The sequence below is a fragment of the Microbacterium sp. HSID17254 genome, assembly GCF_003989315.1.
Classification (GTDB): Bacteria; Actinomycetota; Actinomycetes; order Actinomycetales; family Microbacteriaceae; genus Microbacterium.
Genome location: NZ_RBLT01000001.1, coordinates 255,452 through 269,774, shown reverse-complemented (window position 1 = coordinate 269,774; position 14,323 = coordinate 255,452). Strand labels below are relative to the sequence as shown.

Sequence of the window (14,323 nt, the reverse complement as noted above, 5' to 3'; positions counted from 1 at the left end):
GGGCCTAGTGGCCGTGTCCCGCCTCGTGGTCCTTGCCGTGCTTGGCCGCCCAGGCCTCGGCCTTCGCCGAGTGACGGTTCGCGACGTTCTTGTACGACAGCGTCACGATCCCGAGCGCGGCGAACACGATCGCGGCGATGACTCCGAAGATCAGGGTGTCGAGGGCCACGTTGCCGTGGTGCTCGGTCTCTGCGGCGGCCATCGCGATCTGTGCGACGAGGTTCATCCTGACTCCGTTCGTGGCGTGCTGTCTCGGGGGTCCTGTGGGGATACAGCGTCCCCCAGTCTAGCCCTCACCCGCGCGTCTGACCTGCCCCACGCGCGAGCCATTTCGTACTGGTCAGTTCGGCGAGCCCCATCGGACCGCGCGTGTGCAGCTTCTGCGTCGAGATCCCGACCTCGGCGCCGAAGCCGAACTCGGCCCCGTCGGTGAACCGGGTCGAGGCGTTGGCCATCACGACCGCGGAGTCGACTTCGGCCAGGAAGCGTTCCGCGTTGCGCGCGTCGGTGGTGATGATCGACTCCGTGTGACCCGTGCTGTAGCGGCGGATGTGGTCGAGAGCGTCGTCGAGGCTGTCGACCACCTTCATGGCGACGTCGAGGCTGAGGTACTCGGTGGCCCAGTCCTCCTCCGTGGCCGGGATCACGTTGGCGACGAGGCCCGCCACGACATCGTCGCCGTGGATCGCCACGCCCTCGCTCATGAGCGCGCTCGCGACGAGGGGGATCAGCCGCGGGGCGGCCTGCCGGTGCACGAGGACCGTCTCGACCGCGTTGCACACGCTCGGCCGCTGCACCTTGGCGTTCACGACGATGTCGCAGGCCCAGTCGTCCGGGGCGCTCTCGTCGAGCAGGATGTGCACGTTCCCCGCACCCGTCTCGATGACCGGCACGGTCGACTCCGTCACGACGGTCTCGATGAGACCGGCGCTGCCGCGCGGCACGAGCACGTCGATGAAGCCGCGGCCGTGCATGAGCGCCTTCGCCCCGTCGCGCCCGAAGTCGTCGACGGTCTGGATCGCCTCCGGCGTCACGCCCGCCGTGCCGAGGGCGGCGCGCATCACGTCGACGAGCACCGTGTTCGAATCGCGCGCGGCGCTGCCTCCGCGCAGGACCACGGCATTGCCGGATCGCAGCGCGAGAGCCGCGATGTCGACGGTCACGTTGGGACGCGCCTCGTAGATCGCGCCGACCACCCCGAACGGGACGCGCACCTGCTCGAGGGCCACGCCGTTGGGCATCCGATGGCCACCCACCACCCGGCCGACGGGATCGGGCAGCGCGGCCACCTGCCGGACGGCGGCTGCGAGAGCCGACACCCGCTTCTCGTCGAGGCGGAGCCGATCGATGAGGGACTCGCCGATGCCGTTTTCACGCCCGCGCGCCACGTCGCGCTCGTTGGCCTCGATGATCCGGGCGGCGTTCGCCTCGAGGGCGACGGCGACGGCTTCCAGCGCCCGCGCCTTGTCGTCGCTGGTGAGGGCGGCGGTCTCCCGCGAGGCCTCCTTGGCCCGCTCCAGGCGCGTCTGAGGGGTGAGGTCGGTCATCCGCCCAGTCTAGGAGGTGGCCGGCTCGAACCAGGTTCCGATGTCGGCACCCGCGAGCGCCTGGGCGACGAGGTCCGCGCTGGTCACGAGGACGCCGATGCCGGAAGCCGCGGCCAGCCGGGCGGCGGAGACCTTCGTGGCCGCTCCCCCGGTGCCGACGCTGTTGACGACGGTGGCGCCGAACTCCAGCCCGGAGAGATCGGCGTCGGGGGCCACGATGTCGATGGGCTCCGCACCGGGGTCGCTCGGCGGGCGCGTGTACAGCGACTCGATGTCGCTGAGGAGGATGAGCGCGTCGGCCTCGATGAGCTGGGCGACGAGAGCGCCGAGCCGGTCGTTGTCGCCGAAGCGGATCTCCTGTGTCGCGACGGTGTCGTTCTCGTTCACGATCGGCAGGATGCGCAGCCCCAGCAGACGCTCCATGGCGCGACGCGCGTTCGACCGCGACGTCGGGTTCTCGAGGTCTCCGGTGGTGAGCAGCACCTGACCGGCGACGATGTCGAACGGCCGCAGGGCCTCCTGATACCGGTAGACGAGGATGTTCTGGCCGACCGCGGCCGCGGCCTGCTGCGTGGCGAGGTCGGTGGGCCGCGCGTCCAGGCGGAGGAAGGGGATGCCGGAGGCGATCGCTCCCGACGACACGAGCACGACCTCTGCTCCGCGGGCATGCGCCGCAGCCAGCGCCTCGACGAGCACCGGGATGCGCCAGGACGACTCGCCGCTGATGGACGACGAGCCCACCTTGACGACGATCCGCGTCGCCGTCGCGAGGTCGGCGCGCGTGCGTGCGGTCACGCCTCGTCCTCGCGGTAGGTGGCCAGGCGCTCGGCCTCCAGCTCGGCGCGCGCCTGCGCCTTGGCGTCCATGCGCTCGTAGTACTGCTCGCGCCGCTCGGACGTGGTGCGGCGGGCGTTCGGCGCCAGACGCGGGTCGGTGCCGCGGGGCGCGGTCATGAGCTCGGCGGCGGAGCTCATCGTCGGCTCCCAGTCGAAGACGATGCTGTCGCCTTCGCCGATGACGACGGTCGAACCCTGCACGGCGCCGAGGCGGAAGAGCTCGTCCTCGACGCCCAGCTTCTCCAGGCGGTCGGCGAGGTAGCCCACGGCCTCCTCGTTCTGGAAGTCGGTCTGCTGCACCCAGCGCACCGGCTTCTCGCCGAGGATGCGGTAGATGTTGCCGTAGGTGCCGCCCTCGACGCGGATCGTGAACGGCTTCACGGAGCCCTTCGGCCGGACGACGACGCGCTCGCGCGGCGCCTCGACCGCGGTCTCCTTGCGGTGCTGCTCGACCAGCTCGCCGAGGGCGAGCGTGAGGGGGCGCAGCCCCTCGTGCGAGACCGTGGAGATCTCGAACACCCGGAAACCACGGGCTTCCAGGTCAGGACGCACGAGGTCGGCGAGGTCACGGGCCTCCGGCACGTCGACCTTGTTCAGCGCCACGAACTGCGGGCGCTCCAGCAGCGGCGTCTGCCCCTCCGGCACCTCGTACGCGGCCAGCTCGGCGAGGATGACGTCGAGGTCGGAGATGGGGTCGCGGTTCGGCTCCAGCGTCGCGCAGTCGAGCACGTGCAGCAGGGCGGAGCAGCGCTCCACGTGCCGCAGGAACTCGAGTCCGAGCCCGCGGCCCTCGCTGGCGCCCTCGATGAGGCCGGGCACATCGGCGACGGTGTAGCGGAAGTCCTCCACCTGGACGACACCGAGGTTCGGGTGCAGCGTCGTGAAGGGGTAGTCGGCGATCTTGGGCCGTGCGGCCGAGATCGCGCCGATGAGGCTCGACTTGCCCGCGGAGGGGTAGCCCACGAGGGCCACGTCGGCGACGGTCTTGAGCTCGAGCACGACATCGCCCTCGAAGCCCGGGGTGCCGAGCAGAGCGAACCCGGGAGCCTTGCGCTTGGGGGTCGCCAGGGCCGCGTTGCCCAGTCCGCCCTGACCGCCCGCGGCCACGACGAAGCGCTCGCCCGGCTCGATCATGTCGATCAGGACGTCGCCGTTCGGGTTCTTGACCACGGTGCCGACCGGGACGGGAAGCTCCAGGGTCTCGCCGTCGAAGCCGGAGCGGTGGTCGCCCATGCCCGGTCCGCCGTTGCCCGACGAGCGGTGCGGCGAGTGGTGGTACGACAGCAGCGTGCCGGTCTGCGTGTCGGCGACGAGCACGATGTCGCCGCCGTCGCCGCCGTTGCCGCCGTCCGGACCGCCCAGGGGCTTGAACTTCTCCCGGTGCACGGAGACGCAGCCGTTGCCGCCCTTGCCTGCACGCAGGTGCAGAGTGACGGTGTCGACGAACGTGACCATGTGCGAGTCCTTCGGTTGCTCAGGGTGCCTGACGGCAGATACACGGACGGGGCGAGCCGAAGCCCGCCCCGAACCGGATGTTTAGCGTGGTGCTGTGATCACTCAGCAGCAGCGACGATGTTGACGACCTTGCGGCCGCCCTTCGCGCCGAACTCGACCGCACCGGCGGCCAGAGCGAACAGCGTGTCGTCGCCACCACGGCCGACGTTGGCGCCGGGGTGGAAGTGGGTGCCGCGCTGGCGGACGATGATCTCGCCGGCGAGGACCTGCTGACCGCCGAAGCGCTTCACGCCGAGGCGCTGTGCGTTGGAGTCACGACCGTTACGGGTGGAGCTTGCGCCCTTTTTGTGTGCCATGTCCTGGTCTCCTCGGTCTTACTTGATGCCGGTGATCTTGACGCGCGTGAGCTCCTGGCGGTGGCCCTGACGCTTCTTGTAGCCGGTCTTGTTCTTGTACTTCTGGATGACGATCTTCGGGCCGCGGAGGTTGCCGACGACCTCAGCCGTGACGGTGACCTTCGCCAGCGCGTCGGCGTCGGTGGTCACCGTGGAGCCGTCGACGAGCAGCACGGCGGGCAGCTGGATCTTGTCGCCCTGGGCAGCCTGAACACGGTCGAGCTGAACGATGGTGCCGACCTCGACCTTCTCCTGCCGGCCACCGGCGCGCACTACTGCGTAAACCACTTCATACCTGTTTCGTTGGGGAGCACGCGGCTCCGAGAATCTCACGGGAAGACTGTTGCTTGCATGCGTCGCTGGTACGACGGGCGCGAATGCAAGACTCTCCGCTTCGGCCGTCGAGGACGAGGCGGCATGCGCACCAAGGGACTACTTTACCGGATGCCGGACGACCTCGCAAAGTGAGCCGCGTGACGGGGCCGGTCGTAGGCTGACGGAGTGACCGTACTCGTCGACGACCCCCGCTGGCTCGCCCACGGACGCCTGTGGGCGCACCTGGTCAGCGACGACAACCTCGACGAGCTGCACGCGTTCGCGCGCAGCCACGGGATCCCGGCGCGGGCCTTCGACCTCGATCACTACGACGTCCCTGAGGACGCGGTCCCCCGGCTCATCGCCGGCGGTGCACAGCACGTCTCCGGCAGGGAGCTGGTCACCCGCCTGATCGCGTCAGGCCTCCGGGTCCGCGGACGCGACCGGCGCCGCTGACGCCTCCGAGCTCACGGACACCGGCGTGCCGGACAGCGCGGCGGTGGTGACCCGACGCCGTCCACGACCCTGACCCGGCGCCTTGGGCTCCGGGAGCGCGTCCAGGACCGAGTCGAGAAGCTCCTCGGTCGGCGTCTTCGGCCCCTTGCGGTCCCCGCGCTTCTTCCGGGCCTTCTTCGGGCGCTCGGACGCGGGAGCCGGTGCGGGCTCGGCGGCGGGAGCCTCGGCGACCGCGTCACCGGCAGGCGCGATCGTGGACGCGGCGATCTGCGCGAGGGCCGACTTGGCCCCCTCGGTGATGCTGTGGGTCACCGGCGGGGCGGCGGGGGCGGAGTGGTTTCCGCCGCCGTTGCCGTTGCCGTTGCCGCCGTTCCCGCGCTGGCGGCGTCCGCCGTTGCCGTTGCCGCCGTTGTTGTTGTTGCCGTTGCCGTTCGCGCGGTGCTTCACGACCGGGTCGTGGTGGACGATCACGCCGCGACCCGCACACACCTCGCACGCCTCGCTGAAGGTCTCCAGCAGGCCGAGGCCGAGCTTCTTGCGCGTCATCTGCACGAGACCGAGCGAGGTGACCTCGGCGACCTGGTGCTTCGTCCGGTCGCGGCTCAGGCACTCGATGAGTCGACGCAGCACGAGGTCGCGGTTGGACTCCAGCACCATGTCGATGAAGTCGACGACGATGATGCCGCCGATGTCCCGCAGACGCAGCTGGCGGACGATCTCCTCCGCGGCCTCGAGGTTGTTCTTGGTGACGGTCTCCTCGAGGTTTCCGCCAGAGCCGACGAACTTGCCGGTGTTGACGTCGACGACCGTCATGGCCTCGGTGCGGTCGATCACGAGCGAGCCGCCGGAGGGCAGCCAGACCTTGCGATCCAGCGCCTTCTCGATCTGCTCGGTGATCCGGAACGCGTCGAACGGGTCGACGTCGTCCTCATAGGCCTCGACGCGCTCGAGCAGGTCGGGCGCGACGCTCTCCAGGTACGCCCGGATCGTGCGCTGCGACTCCTCGCCCTGGATGAGCATCTTCGTGAAGTCCTCGTTGAAGACATCACGGACGATCTTCACGAGCAGGTCGGGCTCGGCGTGCAGGAGCGCGGGGGCCTGCTGGCTCTCGACCTGCTTCTGGATGTGCTCCCACTGCGAGGTGAGGCGCTGCACGTCGCGGGTCAGCTGCTCCTCGGTGGCGCCCTCGGCCGCCGTGCGGACGATCACGCCGGACGACTCCGGCAGCACCTCCTTGAGGATGCGCTTGAGTCGCGCGCGCTCGTTGTCGGGCAGCTTGCGGCTGATGCCGTTCATCGAGCCGCCGGGCACGTACACCAGGTAGCGGCCGGGCAGCGAGATCTGGCTCGTGAGGCGGGCGCCCTTGTGACCCACGGGGTCCTTGGTGACCTGGACGAGCACGCGATCGCCCGGCTTGAGCGCCAGTTCGATGCGACGGGGCTGGTTGCCGGTCTCGACGCCGTCCCAGTCCACCTCGCCCGAGTAGAGCACGGCGTTGCGGCCGCGACCGATGTCGACGAACGCGGCCTCCATGCTGGGAAGCACGTTCTGCACGCGACCGAGGTAGACGTTGCCGATCAGCGAGGCGTCCTGATTGCGGGCGACGTAGTGCTCCACGAGCACGCCGTCCTCAAGCACGCCGATCTGCGTACGGCCGTTCTTGGAGCGCACGACCATCTTGCGGTCGACGGACTCCCGGCGTGCGAGGAACTCGGCCTCGGTCACGACCGGACGACGACGACCGGCGTCGCGGCCGTCACGACGGCGCTGCTTCTTGGCCTCGAGGCGCGTCGAGCCCTTGATCGCCTTCGGCTCGGTGATGTACTCGACGACGCGCTGACGCTGCCGCGGCTCGTCGCGCTGCTGGTCGTCGCCTTCGGAGCCGCCACGGCGACGACGCCCCCGGCGGCCTCCCCCGGACTCGTCCTGGTCGCGCTCCGGCGCACGGTCGTCGCGACCGGGGCGAGCAGGAAGCGGGACGATCTCCGGTGCGTAGAAGTGCAGCTGGGTCGACACCTGCGACACGAAGACCTCGGGCAGCAGTCCGAGCGACACGGCGGTGACCGGCGCGGGCTTCTCCGGCTGCGCAGGGACCTCGGGCTCGGCAGGAGTTTCGGACTCCGCGGGAGTTTCGGACTCCGCAGGAGCCTCGGACTCCGCAGGGGCCTCGGGCTCGGCAGGAGTTTCGGGCTCCGCAGGAGCCTCGGACTCCGCAGGAGCCTCGGGCTCCGCAGGGGCCTCGGGCTCGGCAGGAGTTTCGGGCTCGGCAGGCGCCTCGGACTCCGCAGCGGCCTCGGACTCCGCGGAAGCCTCGGACTCCGCAGGGACGTCCTCGGACAGAGCCTGCGCCGCGGGAGCCTCGCTCTCCGCCTCGAGCTCTGCGGCGTGGGTGGGCGCCGTCAGCGGCTCCGCGGCATCAGCCGGGGCGTCGAGGGCGGGGGCGTTGTTGTCATTGTTCTCATCGGCCATCTCTGGCGTGCTCCCTGGCACGGTCCACTGCGTGTCCCGTGAAATCTCATGCGGCACCCGCGGGTGCCGCGAACTCAATCGGCCTGCGACCGGCTCATGGCTCTGGTCGCGTGGGGCATGGGCCCCGAAGTCTGCTCGACGCGTGTCGCGGCAACGCCGTTCATCGCATCACAGGTCATTATCGCACCAAGTCGGTCCGATCGCGGCATCCCGTCGCTCACCGCCCGTTTTCTCCGGGCGGTTCTCGCCCTTTCCATAGCCGTCGCTGGGATAATCCTGAGCATGAGCGAGCAGCGCACCCGCCCCGTCGTCTATGCCGTGTGGTTGATCATCGCGAGCGTCATCGGCTGGTACGCCGCCTTCCAGCTCACCGTCGAGAAGTTCGCACTGCTGGAGAAGCCGCAGGAAGCGCTCGGGTGCGATCTCAGCCCGTTCATCCAGTGCAGCGTCAACCTGCAGTCGTGGCAGGGATCGGTGTTCGGCTTCCCGAACCCGATCATCGGTCTCACCGGCTGGATGGCGCCGCTCGTCGTCGGCGTCGCGATCCTCGCCGGGGCGCGGTTCCCGCGGTGGTTCTGGGCGGCGTTCGGCGCGGGCATCACCTTCGCCTTCGGCCTCGTGTGCTGGCTGATCGCGCAGAGCCTGTACAGCCTCTTCGTGCTCTGCCCCTGGTGCATGGTCACCTGGGCCGTGACGATCCCCACCTTCTTCGCCACGATGGTCCATCTCGCCCGCAACGGCACCTTCACGAGCAACGCGAAGGTCCGAGCGCGCGCCGAGAAGCTCATGCCGTGGGTGCCGCTGGCGACCGTCATCGCGTACGCGCTCATCATCTTCCTCGCGCAGCTGCAGGGACTCGACTTCCTCGGCGAGATGGCGAAGATCCTCTTCTGATCTCTCCGTGAGAACGACGAAGCCCGTCCGCCATTCCGGCGGACGGGCTTCGTCGTGAGGGTCGGGATCAGTCGAACCAGATGCCCAGCTCGCGGGCGGCCGACTCGGGGCTGTCCGAGCCGTGCACGAGGTTCTGCTGCACCTGGAGCCCCCAGTCGCGACCGAAGTCACCACGGATGGTGCCGGGCGCGGCGGTCGTGGGGTCGGTCGTGCCGGCGAGAGAGCGGAAGCCCTCGATGACACGGTTGCCGGCGAGACGGATCGCCACCGAGGGGCCGGACATCATGAACTCGAGCAGGGGCTCGTAGAACGGCTTGCCCTCGTGCTCGGCGTAGTGCGCGGCGAGCAGGTCGCGGTCGGGCTCGACGAGGCGGATGTCGACGAGGGCGTATCCCTTCGCCTCGATGCGGGCGAGGATCGTGCCGGTGAGGCCGCGGGCGACACCGTCCGGCTTGACGAGGACGAGGGTTTCTTCGGTGGCCATGTCATTCACTCTCTGTGTCTGCGTTCTGCGCGGTCGGAGCCCCGCTCGGGCGTCGTGCGTCCAGGCGGGCCCCCATGATGGTCGCATACGCCCACATGCCGCCGAAAATCAGGACGACGAGAAGCACCGCAGGGACGGCGATGGCCGACAACGCGACCACGATCTGCACGATCCACCCGGCGGGGATCGCCCAGGGCTTCGTGATCATGCCCGCGATGACGACGCAGGCCACGGCCACGACGGCACCGCCCACGATCCCCCACCACTGCTCGATGCCCGCCGGCAGAGCCTTCAGGCCGAAGATGGTGAGGCCGACGAGGAAGACGACGATCGCCTCGAAGCCGAGCACCACCGGGGCGAGCTTCTGCACGAGGGTGCGCGGGGCGCGCGGTCGACGCGGGGCGGCGGCACTCATGCGCGCCACCCCGACTTCCAGTCCTCCTCTTCGGAGAGCGCGATCGCCTCGCCCGCGAGCACGACGGAGCCGGCGATGACCACGGCCCGACGATCCGACGAGGCCGCCCATTCCCGGGCCGCGTCCGCGGCGTCTGCGAGGGACGGGTGCACGGTGGCGCGCTGTCCGGCCTGTTCGACGAGATCGGCGATGAGGTCGGCATCGCTGGCGCGGTCCGACTCCGGCGCGGTCGCGAAGACGTGCGCGGCGGCCGGCGCGAGCCGCGCGACGATCCCCGCCGCGTCCTTGTCCGCGAGGACGCCGAGCACCAGGCCCCACTCGTCGAAGTCGAAGCTGTCGTCCAGCGCCTGGGCGAGCGCCGCGGCGCCGTGCGGGTTGTGCGCGGCGTCGACGATGACGGTGGGAGCGATGCCGAGGAGCTGCAGGCGGCCGGGAGATGTGCTGCCCTGGAGTCCGTCGGAGATCACGCCGCCGGCGATCGCCTGGCCGGCGCCGCCGATGAGCGACTCGACGGCGGCGACGGCCAGCGCGGCGTTGTGGCCCTGGTGCGCGCCGTACAGCGGCAGGTACTCCTCCTCGTACTGCCCCGCGAGGCCCCGGATGGTGAGGAGCTGACCGCCCACGGCGAGCTTCTGCTCGGCGAGCCCGAAGTCCTCGCCTTCGAAGGCGATGGTGGCATGGCGCTCCGCGGCCACGCGGCGCAGCACCTCGGCGGCCTCGGCGGGCTGCTGGGCGGAGACGACGGCGGCGCCCTCCTTGATGATGCCGGCCTTGACCTGGGCGATCTCGGCGATCGTGCTTCCCAGGCGGTCCGCGTGGTCGATGTCGATCGGAGCGAACACCGCCACGTCGCCGTCGGCGGTGTTCGTGGAGTCCCACTCCCCGCCCATGCCGACCTCGAGCACGAGCACGTCGACGGGTGCGTCGGCGACCGCGACGAAGGCGAGGACCGTGAGCAGCTCGAAGAACGTCAGCGGGGCCTCCCCTGCCGCCTCGAGCTCGGCGTCGACGATCCCCACGAAGGGCTCGATCTCGTCCCAGGCGTCGGCGACGGCCTCGTCGGCGATCGGCTCGCCGTCGATCATGATGCGCTCGGTGAAGCGCTCCAGGTGCGGGCTCGTGAACAGGCCGGTGCGCAGGTCATGGGCACGCAGCAGGCTCTCGATCATCCGCGCGGTCGACGTCTTGCCGTTGGTGCCGGTGATGTGGATGACGCGGTAGGTGCGCTGCGGATCGTCGAGGTACTCGAGGATCCGCGCCGTCCGCTCCTTGCGTGGCTGCACCCAGCGTTCCCCGGCACGGCTCAGCAGCGTCTCGTAGACGGCGTCGGCCCGGTCTCTCGCACTCATGCGCCCACCTTCTCCAGGTTCGTGTCGATCGTGACGAGAAGCGGCGCCTTCCCGGCCCCGAGGGCCTTCGCCCCGCTCCGATGCACGCCGTCTCCGGGGCTGGTGACCTCGTCGACGAGCCGGTCGAGGTCGTCGGTCGGCTGCACGGCGAACGCCACGGCGAGCGTCTCGGCGGCGATGAGGTCGGCATGGGTCTCCAGCGCCGCCGCCTCCGCGGGAGCGGCGTTGAGGGCCAGCACGATCCGGTCGCTGACGTCGAGCCCGGCGTTCTTGCGCGCCTCCTGCACGACGCGGATGGCGTCGCGGGCGATGCCCTCGGCTTCCAGCTCCGGCGTCGTGTCGGTGTCGAGCAGGACGAACCCTCCGGACGGGACGATGGCCAGGGCCTCCCCCTCGGGGCGACCCGTGGTCTCGAGGACGAGGTCGTACTCGGCGGGCTCCAGCGCGATGCCGCCGGCGGTCACGACGCCGTCGGTCTCGGACCAGTCACCCGAGCGCGCGGCCTGGATGGCCTTCTGCACGTCCTTGCCGAGGCGCGGGCCCGCAGCGCGGGCGTTCACGCTCAGCCGGTGGCTGATGCCGTACTCCCCGGCCGCCTCATCGGTCAGCGGGACGAGCTCGACGGTCTTCACGTTGAGCTCCTCGCGGAGGATGTCCTCGAACTGGCCGAGGTCGCCCGCGAGCGGAGAGACCACCGTGAGCCGTGCGAGCGGCAGCCGCACGCGCAGCTTCTCCTTCTTGCGCAGCGCGTTGCCGACGCTCGACAGCTCACGGACGGCATCCATGGCGTCGCGGATCTCGTCGGCGGCGGGGAACTGATCCGCATCCGGCCAGTCCTGCAGGTGCACGCTGCGACCGCCGGTGAGACCCTGCCACACGCGCTCGCTGATCAGCGGGACGAGCGGCGCGGCCACGCGGCACAGCGTCTCCAGCACGGTGTACAGGGTGTCGAACGCCTCGCGGCTCCTCGGGTCGTCCGTCACGCCCACCCAGAACCGGTCGCGCGAACGGCGGATGTACCAGTTCGTCAGCACCTCGGCGAAGTCGCGCAGTCGCGCGGACGCGGTGGTCGAGTCCAGACCCTCCAGATCGGCGCGGACCTCGCGGACGAGGTCGCCCAGCCGCGCGAGGATGTACCGGTCGAGGACGTCGGTCGAGTCGGTGCGCCACGACGCCTCGTACCCGCCTCCCTGGGTTGCTGAGCCTGCTCCTCCCTGGGTTGCTGAGCCTGTCGAAGCATTCGCATACGTCGCGAAGAAGTACCACGAGTTCCACAGCGGCAGCAGGAACTCCCGCACGCCGGACCGGATGCCCTCCTCGGTGACGATGAGGTTGCCGCCACGGAGCACTGCGCTCGACATCAGGAACCAGCGCATCGCGTCGGACCCGTCGCGGTCCAGAACCTCGGACACGTCGGGGTAGTTCCGCAGCGACTTCGACATCTTGTAGCCGTCGCTGCCGAGCACGATGCCGTGGCAGCTGACGCCCGTGAACGCCGGGCGGTTGAACAACGCCGTCGAGAGCACGTGCATGACGTAGAACCAGCCGCGGGTCTGGCCGATGTACTCCACGATGAAGTCGGCCGGGGAGTGCGAGTCGAACCACTCCTGGTTCTCGAACGGATAGTGCACCTGGGCGTAGGGCATCGAGCCGGAGTCGAACCACACGTCGAAGACGTCGCCGATGCGCCGCATCGTGCTCTTGCCCGTGGGGTCGTCGGGGTTCGGCCTGGTCAGATCGTCGATGTAGGGGCGGTGCAGGTCCACCTCGCCCTCGGGGTTGCGCGGCAGCGTGCCGAAGTCGCGCTCCAGCTCCTCCAGCGAGCCGTAGGCGTCGACGCGCGGGTACTCCGGGTCGTCGCTCTTCCAGATCGGGATGGGCGAGCCCCAGTAGCGGTTGCGGCTGATCGACCAGTCGCGGGCGCCCTCGAGCCACTTGCCGAACTGCCCCTCCTTCACGTTCTCCGGCACCCAGGTGATCTGCTCGTTGTTCGCGAGGAGGTCGTCCTTGATGTCGGTGACCCGGATGAACCAGCTCGACACGGCCTTGTAGATGAGGGGGTTCCGGCAGCGCCAGCAGTGCGGGTAGGAGTGCTCGTAGCTCTGAAGCCGGACCAGACGGCCGTTGTCGCGGATGATCCGCACGAGCGGGGTATTCGCGTCCATCCACAGCTCGCCCGCGACATCCGTGACGTTCGGGAGGAAGCGCCCGCCGTCGTCGAGGGACAGGATCGTCGGGATGCCCGCAGCGCCGGCGACGCGCTGGTCGTCCTCACCGTAGGCGGGTGCCTGGTGGACGATGCCGGTGCCGTCGGTGGTGGTGACGTAGTCGTCGACGAGGATGCGCCAGGCGTTCCCCGTGCCGTAGGTCTCCTCGTCCGCGTAGTAGTCGAACAGGCGGTCGTAGGTGACGTCGGCCAGCTCCGCACCGCGCAGCGTGGCGTCGACCGTGGCGAGCGCGTCCTCCGGGCTCTCGTAACCGAGATCCTTGGCGTACCCGCCGAGCAGATCCTTCGCGAGCAGGTAGCGGTGCGCAGAGGCCTCGACCGCGAGCTGGTCGGCCGAGGGAGCGGCGCGCCCCTGGTGCACGTCGGAGGCGCCGGCGGGACCGGCGGGCAGCACGACGTACTCGATGTCCGGCCCCACGGCGAGCGCGAGGTTGGTCGGCAGGGTCCACGGGGTCGTCGTCCAGGCGAGGGCGCGCACGCCGGTGAGCCCGAGCGCCTCGGCCTTGGCGCCGGTGAGCGGGAAGGTGACCGTGACCGACGGGTCCTGTCGCATCTGGTAGACGTCGTCGTCCATGCGCAGCTCGTGGGCGGACAACGGCGTCTCATCGCGCCAGCAGTACGGGAGCACACGGTAGCCCTCGTAGGCGAGCCCCTTGTCGTACAGGGTCTTGAAGGCCCAGAGCACGCTCTCCATGTAGCCGAGGTCGAGCGTCTTGTAGCCGCGCTCGAAGTCCACCCACCGGGCCTGGCGGGTGACGTAGTCCTCCCACTCCCGCGTGTACTTCAGGACCGAGGAGCGCGCCTTCTCGTTGAAGACGTCGATCCCCATCTCCTCGATCTCGCTCTTCTCGGTGATCCCGAGCTGCTTCATCGCCTCGAGCTCGGCGGGGAGCCCGTGGGTGTCCCATCCGAAGACGCGGTCGACCTTGTGCCCGATCATGGTCTGGAAGCGCGGGAACACGTCCTTCGCGTAGCCCGTGAGCAGGTGGCCGTAGTGCGGCAGACCGTTCGCGAAGGGAGGGCCGTCGTAGAACACCCACTCGGGAGCGCCTTCGCGCTGCTCGATGGAGGCGCGGAAGGTGTCGTCGGTCTTCCAGAAGTCGAGCACCTCCTCCTCGATCTGCGGGAAGCGGGGGCTCGGCGCCACAGTGGTGGCCTGGTCGGCGGCGGGGCCGAAGGAGGAGCGCGGGTAGGTCATGGTCTCTCGCAGTGGTCGTCGTGGCGGATGCTGCTGCGAGGACGATCCTCGCGGACCGCGGTACCACCTCGCGTGCCCCTGCGTCCCCTTGACAAGCTCAGAGACCCACGGACCACTCTCACTGCGGCTGTGACGGGCCTGCCCCGCTCGGTTCTACTGAGTCCGTCGCCGGACCGTTCTTCCGAGAGCTCCCCGGTGATGGCCGGATCGATGCTCGTGTGCCCATTGTACGCGTGCTCCTCCTCCCGCGGATTCTCTTCGACGTCGCAGGACCTGGGGACAT

The 14,323-nt window shown here is 69.9% G+C and carries 13 protein-coding genes; 2 read left to right on the top strand and 11 right to left on the bottom strand.

The window, feature by feature from the left end; translation table 11 throughout:
• Positions 1-4: 4 nt before the first annotated feature.
• The 6 genes from D8M34_RS01295 to rplU all read right to left on the bottom strand — a co-directional run bounded on the left by D8M34_RS01295 (position 5) and on the right by rplU (position 4,521).
• A complete protein-coding gene (locus D8M34_RS01295; RefSeq protein WP_025104968.1) occupies positions 5-226 on the bottom strand; it encodes a hypothetical protein in 222 nt (73 codons plus the stop codon).
• A gap of 67 nt (positions 227-293) precedes the next feature.
• Positions 294-1,547: a glutamate-5-semialdehyde dehydrogenase gene (locus D8M34_RS01290; protein ID WP_085607771.1), complete on the bottom strand. Its 1,254-nt coding sequence runs from the start codon at positions 1,545-1,547 to the stop codon at positions 294-296.
• Between the two features lie 9 nt (positions 1,548-1,556).
• On the bottom strand, positions 1,557-2,342 hold the full coding sequence (proB, locus tag D8M34_RS01285) for a glutamate 5-kinase (RefSeq protein WP_025104970.1): 786 nt from the start codon (positions 2,340-2,342) through the stop codon (positions 1,557-1,559).
• The gene (obgE, locus tag D8M34_RS01280; protein ID WP_126892949.1) at positions 2,339-3,838 is read right to left on the bottom strand and encodes a GTPase ObgE; all 1,500 of its coding nucleotides are present in this window, start codon (positions 3,836-3,838) and stop codon (positions 2,339-2,341) included. Before obgE ends, proB begins: the two co-directional genes overlap by 4 nt.
• 98 nt (positions 3,839-3,936) lie before the next feature.
• Positions 3,937-4,194 (bottom strand): 50S ribosomal protein L27, encoded by a 258-nt coding sequence (gene rpmA / locus D8M34_RS01275; RefSeq protein ID WP_025104972.1) that lies wholly within the window; start codon positions 4,192-4,194, stop codon positions 3,937-3,939.
• 18 nt (positions 4,195-4,212) lie between these two features.
• Positions 4,213-4,521 carry a 50S ribosomal protein L21 gene (rplU, locus tag D8M34_RS01270; RefSeq protein WP_025104973.1) on the bottom strand — a complete coding sequence of 103 codons (309 nt, stop codon included), beginning with the start codon at positions 4,519-4,521 and terminating at the stop codon, positions 4,213-4,215.
• A 213-nt stretch (positions 4,522-4,734) separates the two neighbouring features.
• Here rplU and D8M34_RS01265 point away from each other — a divergent pair, with 213 nt between their 5' ends.
• Positions 4,735-5,004: a DUF4031 domain-containing protein gene (locus tag D8M34_RS01265; protein WP_126892948.1), complete on the top strand. Its 270-nt coding sequence runs from the start codon at positions 4,735-4,737 to the stop codon at positions 5,002-5,004.
• Here D8M34_RS01265 and D8M34_RS01260 read toward each other — a convergent pair.
• The gene (locus tag D8M34_RS01260) at positions 4,966-7,473 is read right to left on the bottom strand and encodes an Rne/Rng family ribonuclease (protein ID WP_238695573.1); all 2,508 of its coding nucleotides are present in this window, start codon (positions 7,471-7,473) and stop codon (positions 4,966-4,968) included. The two genes, D8M34_RS01265 and D8M34_RS01260, sit on opposite strands and share 39 nt — an antisense overlap.
• Before the next feature lie 282 nt (positions 7,474-7,755).
• Here D8M34_RS01260 and D8M34_RS01255 point away from each other — a divergent pair, with 282 nt between their 5' ends.
• A complete protein-coding gene (locus D8M34_RS01255; RefSeq protein WP_025104976.1) occupies positions 7,756-8,367 on the top strand; it encodes a vitamin K epoxide reductase family protein in 612 nt (203 codons plus the stop codon).
• A 67-nt stretch (positions 8,368-8,434) separates the two neighbouring features.
• On the opposite strand, the gene ndk is transcribed toward D8M34_RS01255, so the two are convergent.
• Genes ndk through ileS form a run of 4 tightly spaced genes read right to left on the bottom strand, consistent with a single transcriptional unit; the run spans position 8,435 to position 14,040 of the window.
• Positions 8,435-8,851: a nucleoside-diphosphate kinase gene (gene ndk / locus D8M34_RS01250; protein WP_025104977.1), complete on the bottom strand. Its 417-nt coding sequence runs from the start codon at positions 8,849-8,851 to the stop codon at positions 8,435-8,437.
• Between the two features lies 1 nt (position 8,852).
• A complete protein-coding gene (locus D8M34_RS01245) occupies positions 8,853-9,266 on the bottom strand; it encodes a DUF4233 domain-containing protein (RefSeq protein WP_231729450.1) in 414 nt (137 codons plus the stop codon).
• Entirely contained in the window at positions 9,263-10,615 is a 1,353-nt protein-coding gene (locus D8M34_RS01240; protein ID WP_060921675.1) for a bifunctional folylpolyglutamate synthase/dihydrofolate synthase, read from the bottom strand. The genes D8M34_RS01245 and D8M34_RS01240 overlap by 4 nt, the downstream gene beginning before the upstream one ends.
• Positions 10,612-14,040 carry an isoleucine--tRNA ligase gene (gene ileS / locus D8M34_RS01235; RefSeq protein ID WP_126892947.1) on the bottom strand — a complete coding sequence of 1,143 codons (3,429 nt, stop codon included), beginning with the start codon at positions 14,038-14,040 and terminating at the stop codon, positions 10,612-10,614. Before ileS ends, D8M34_RS01240 begins: the two co-directional genes overlap by 4 nt.
• Between the last annotated feature and the right edge of the window lie 283 nt (positions 14,041-14,323).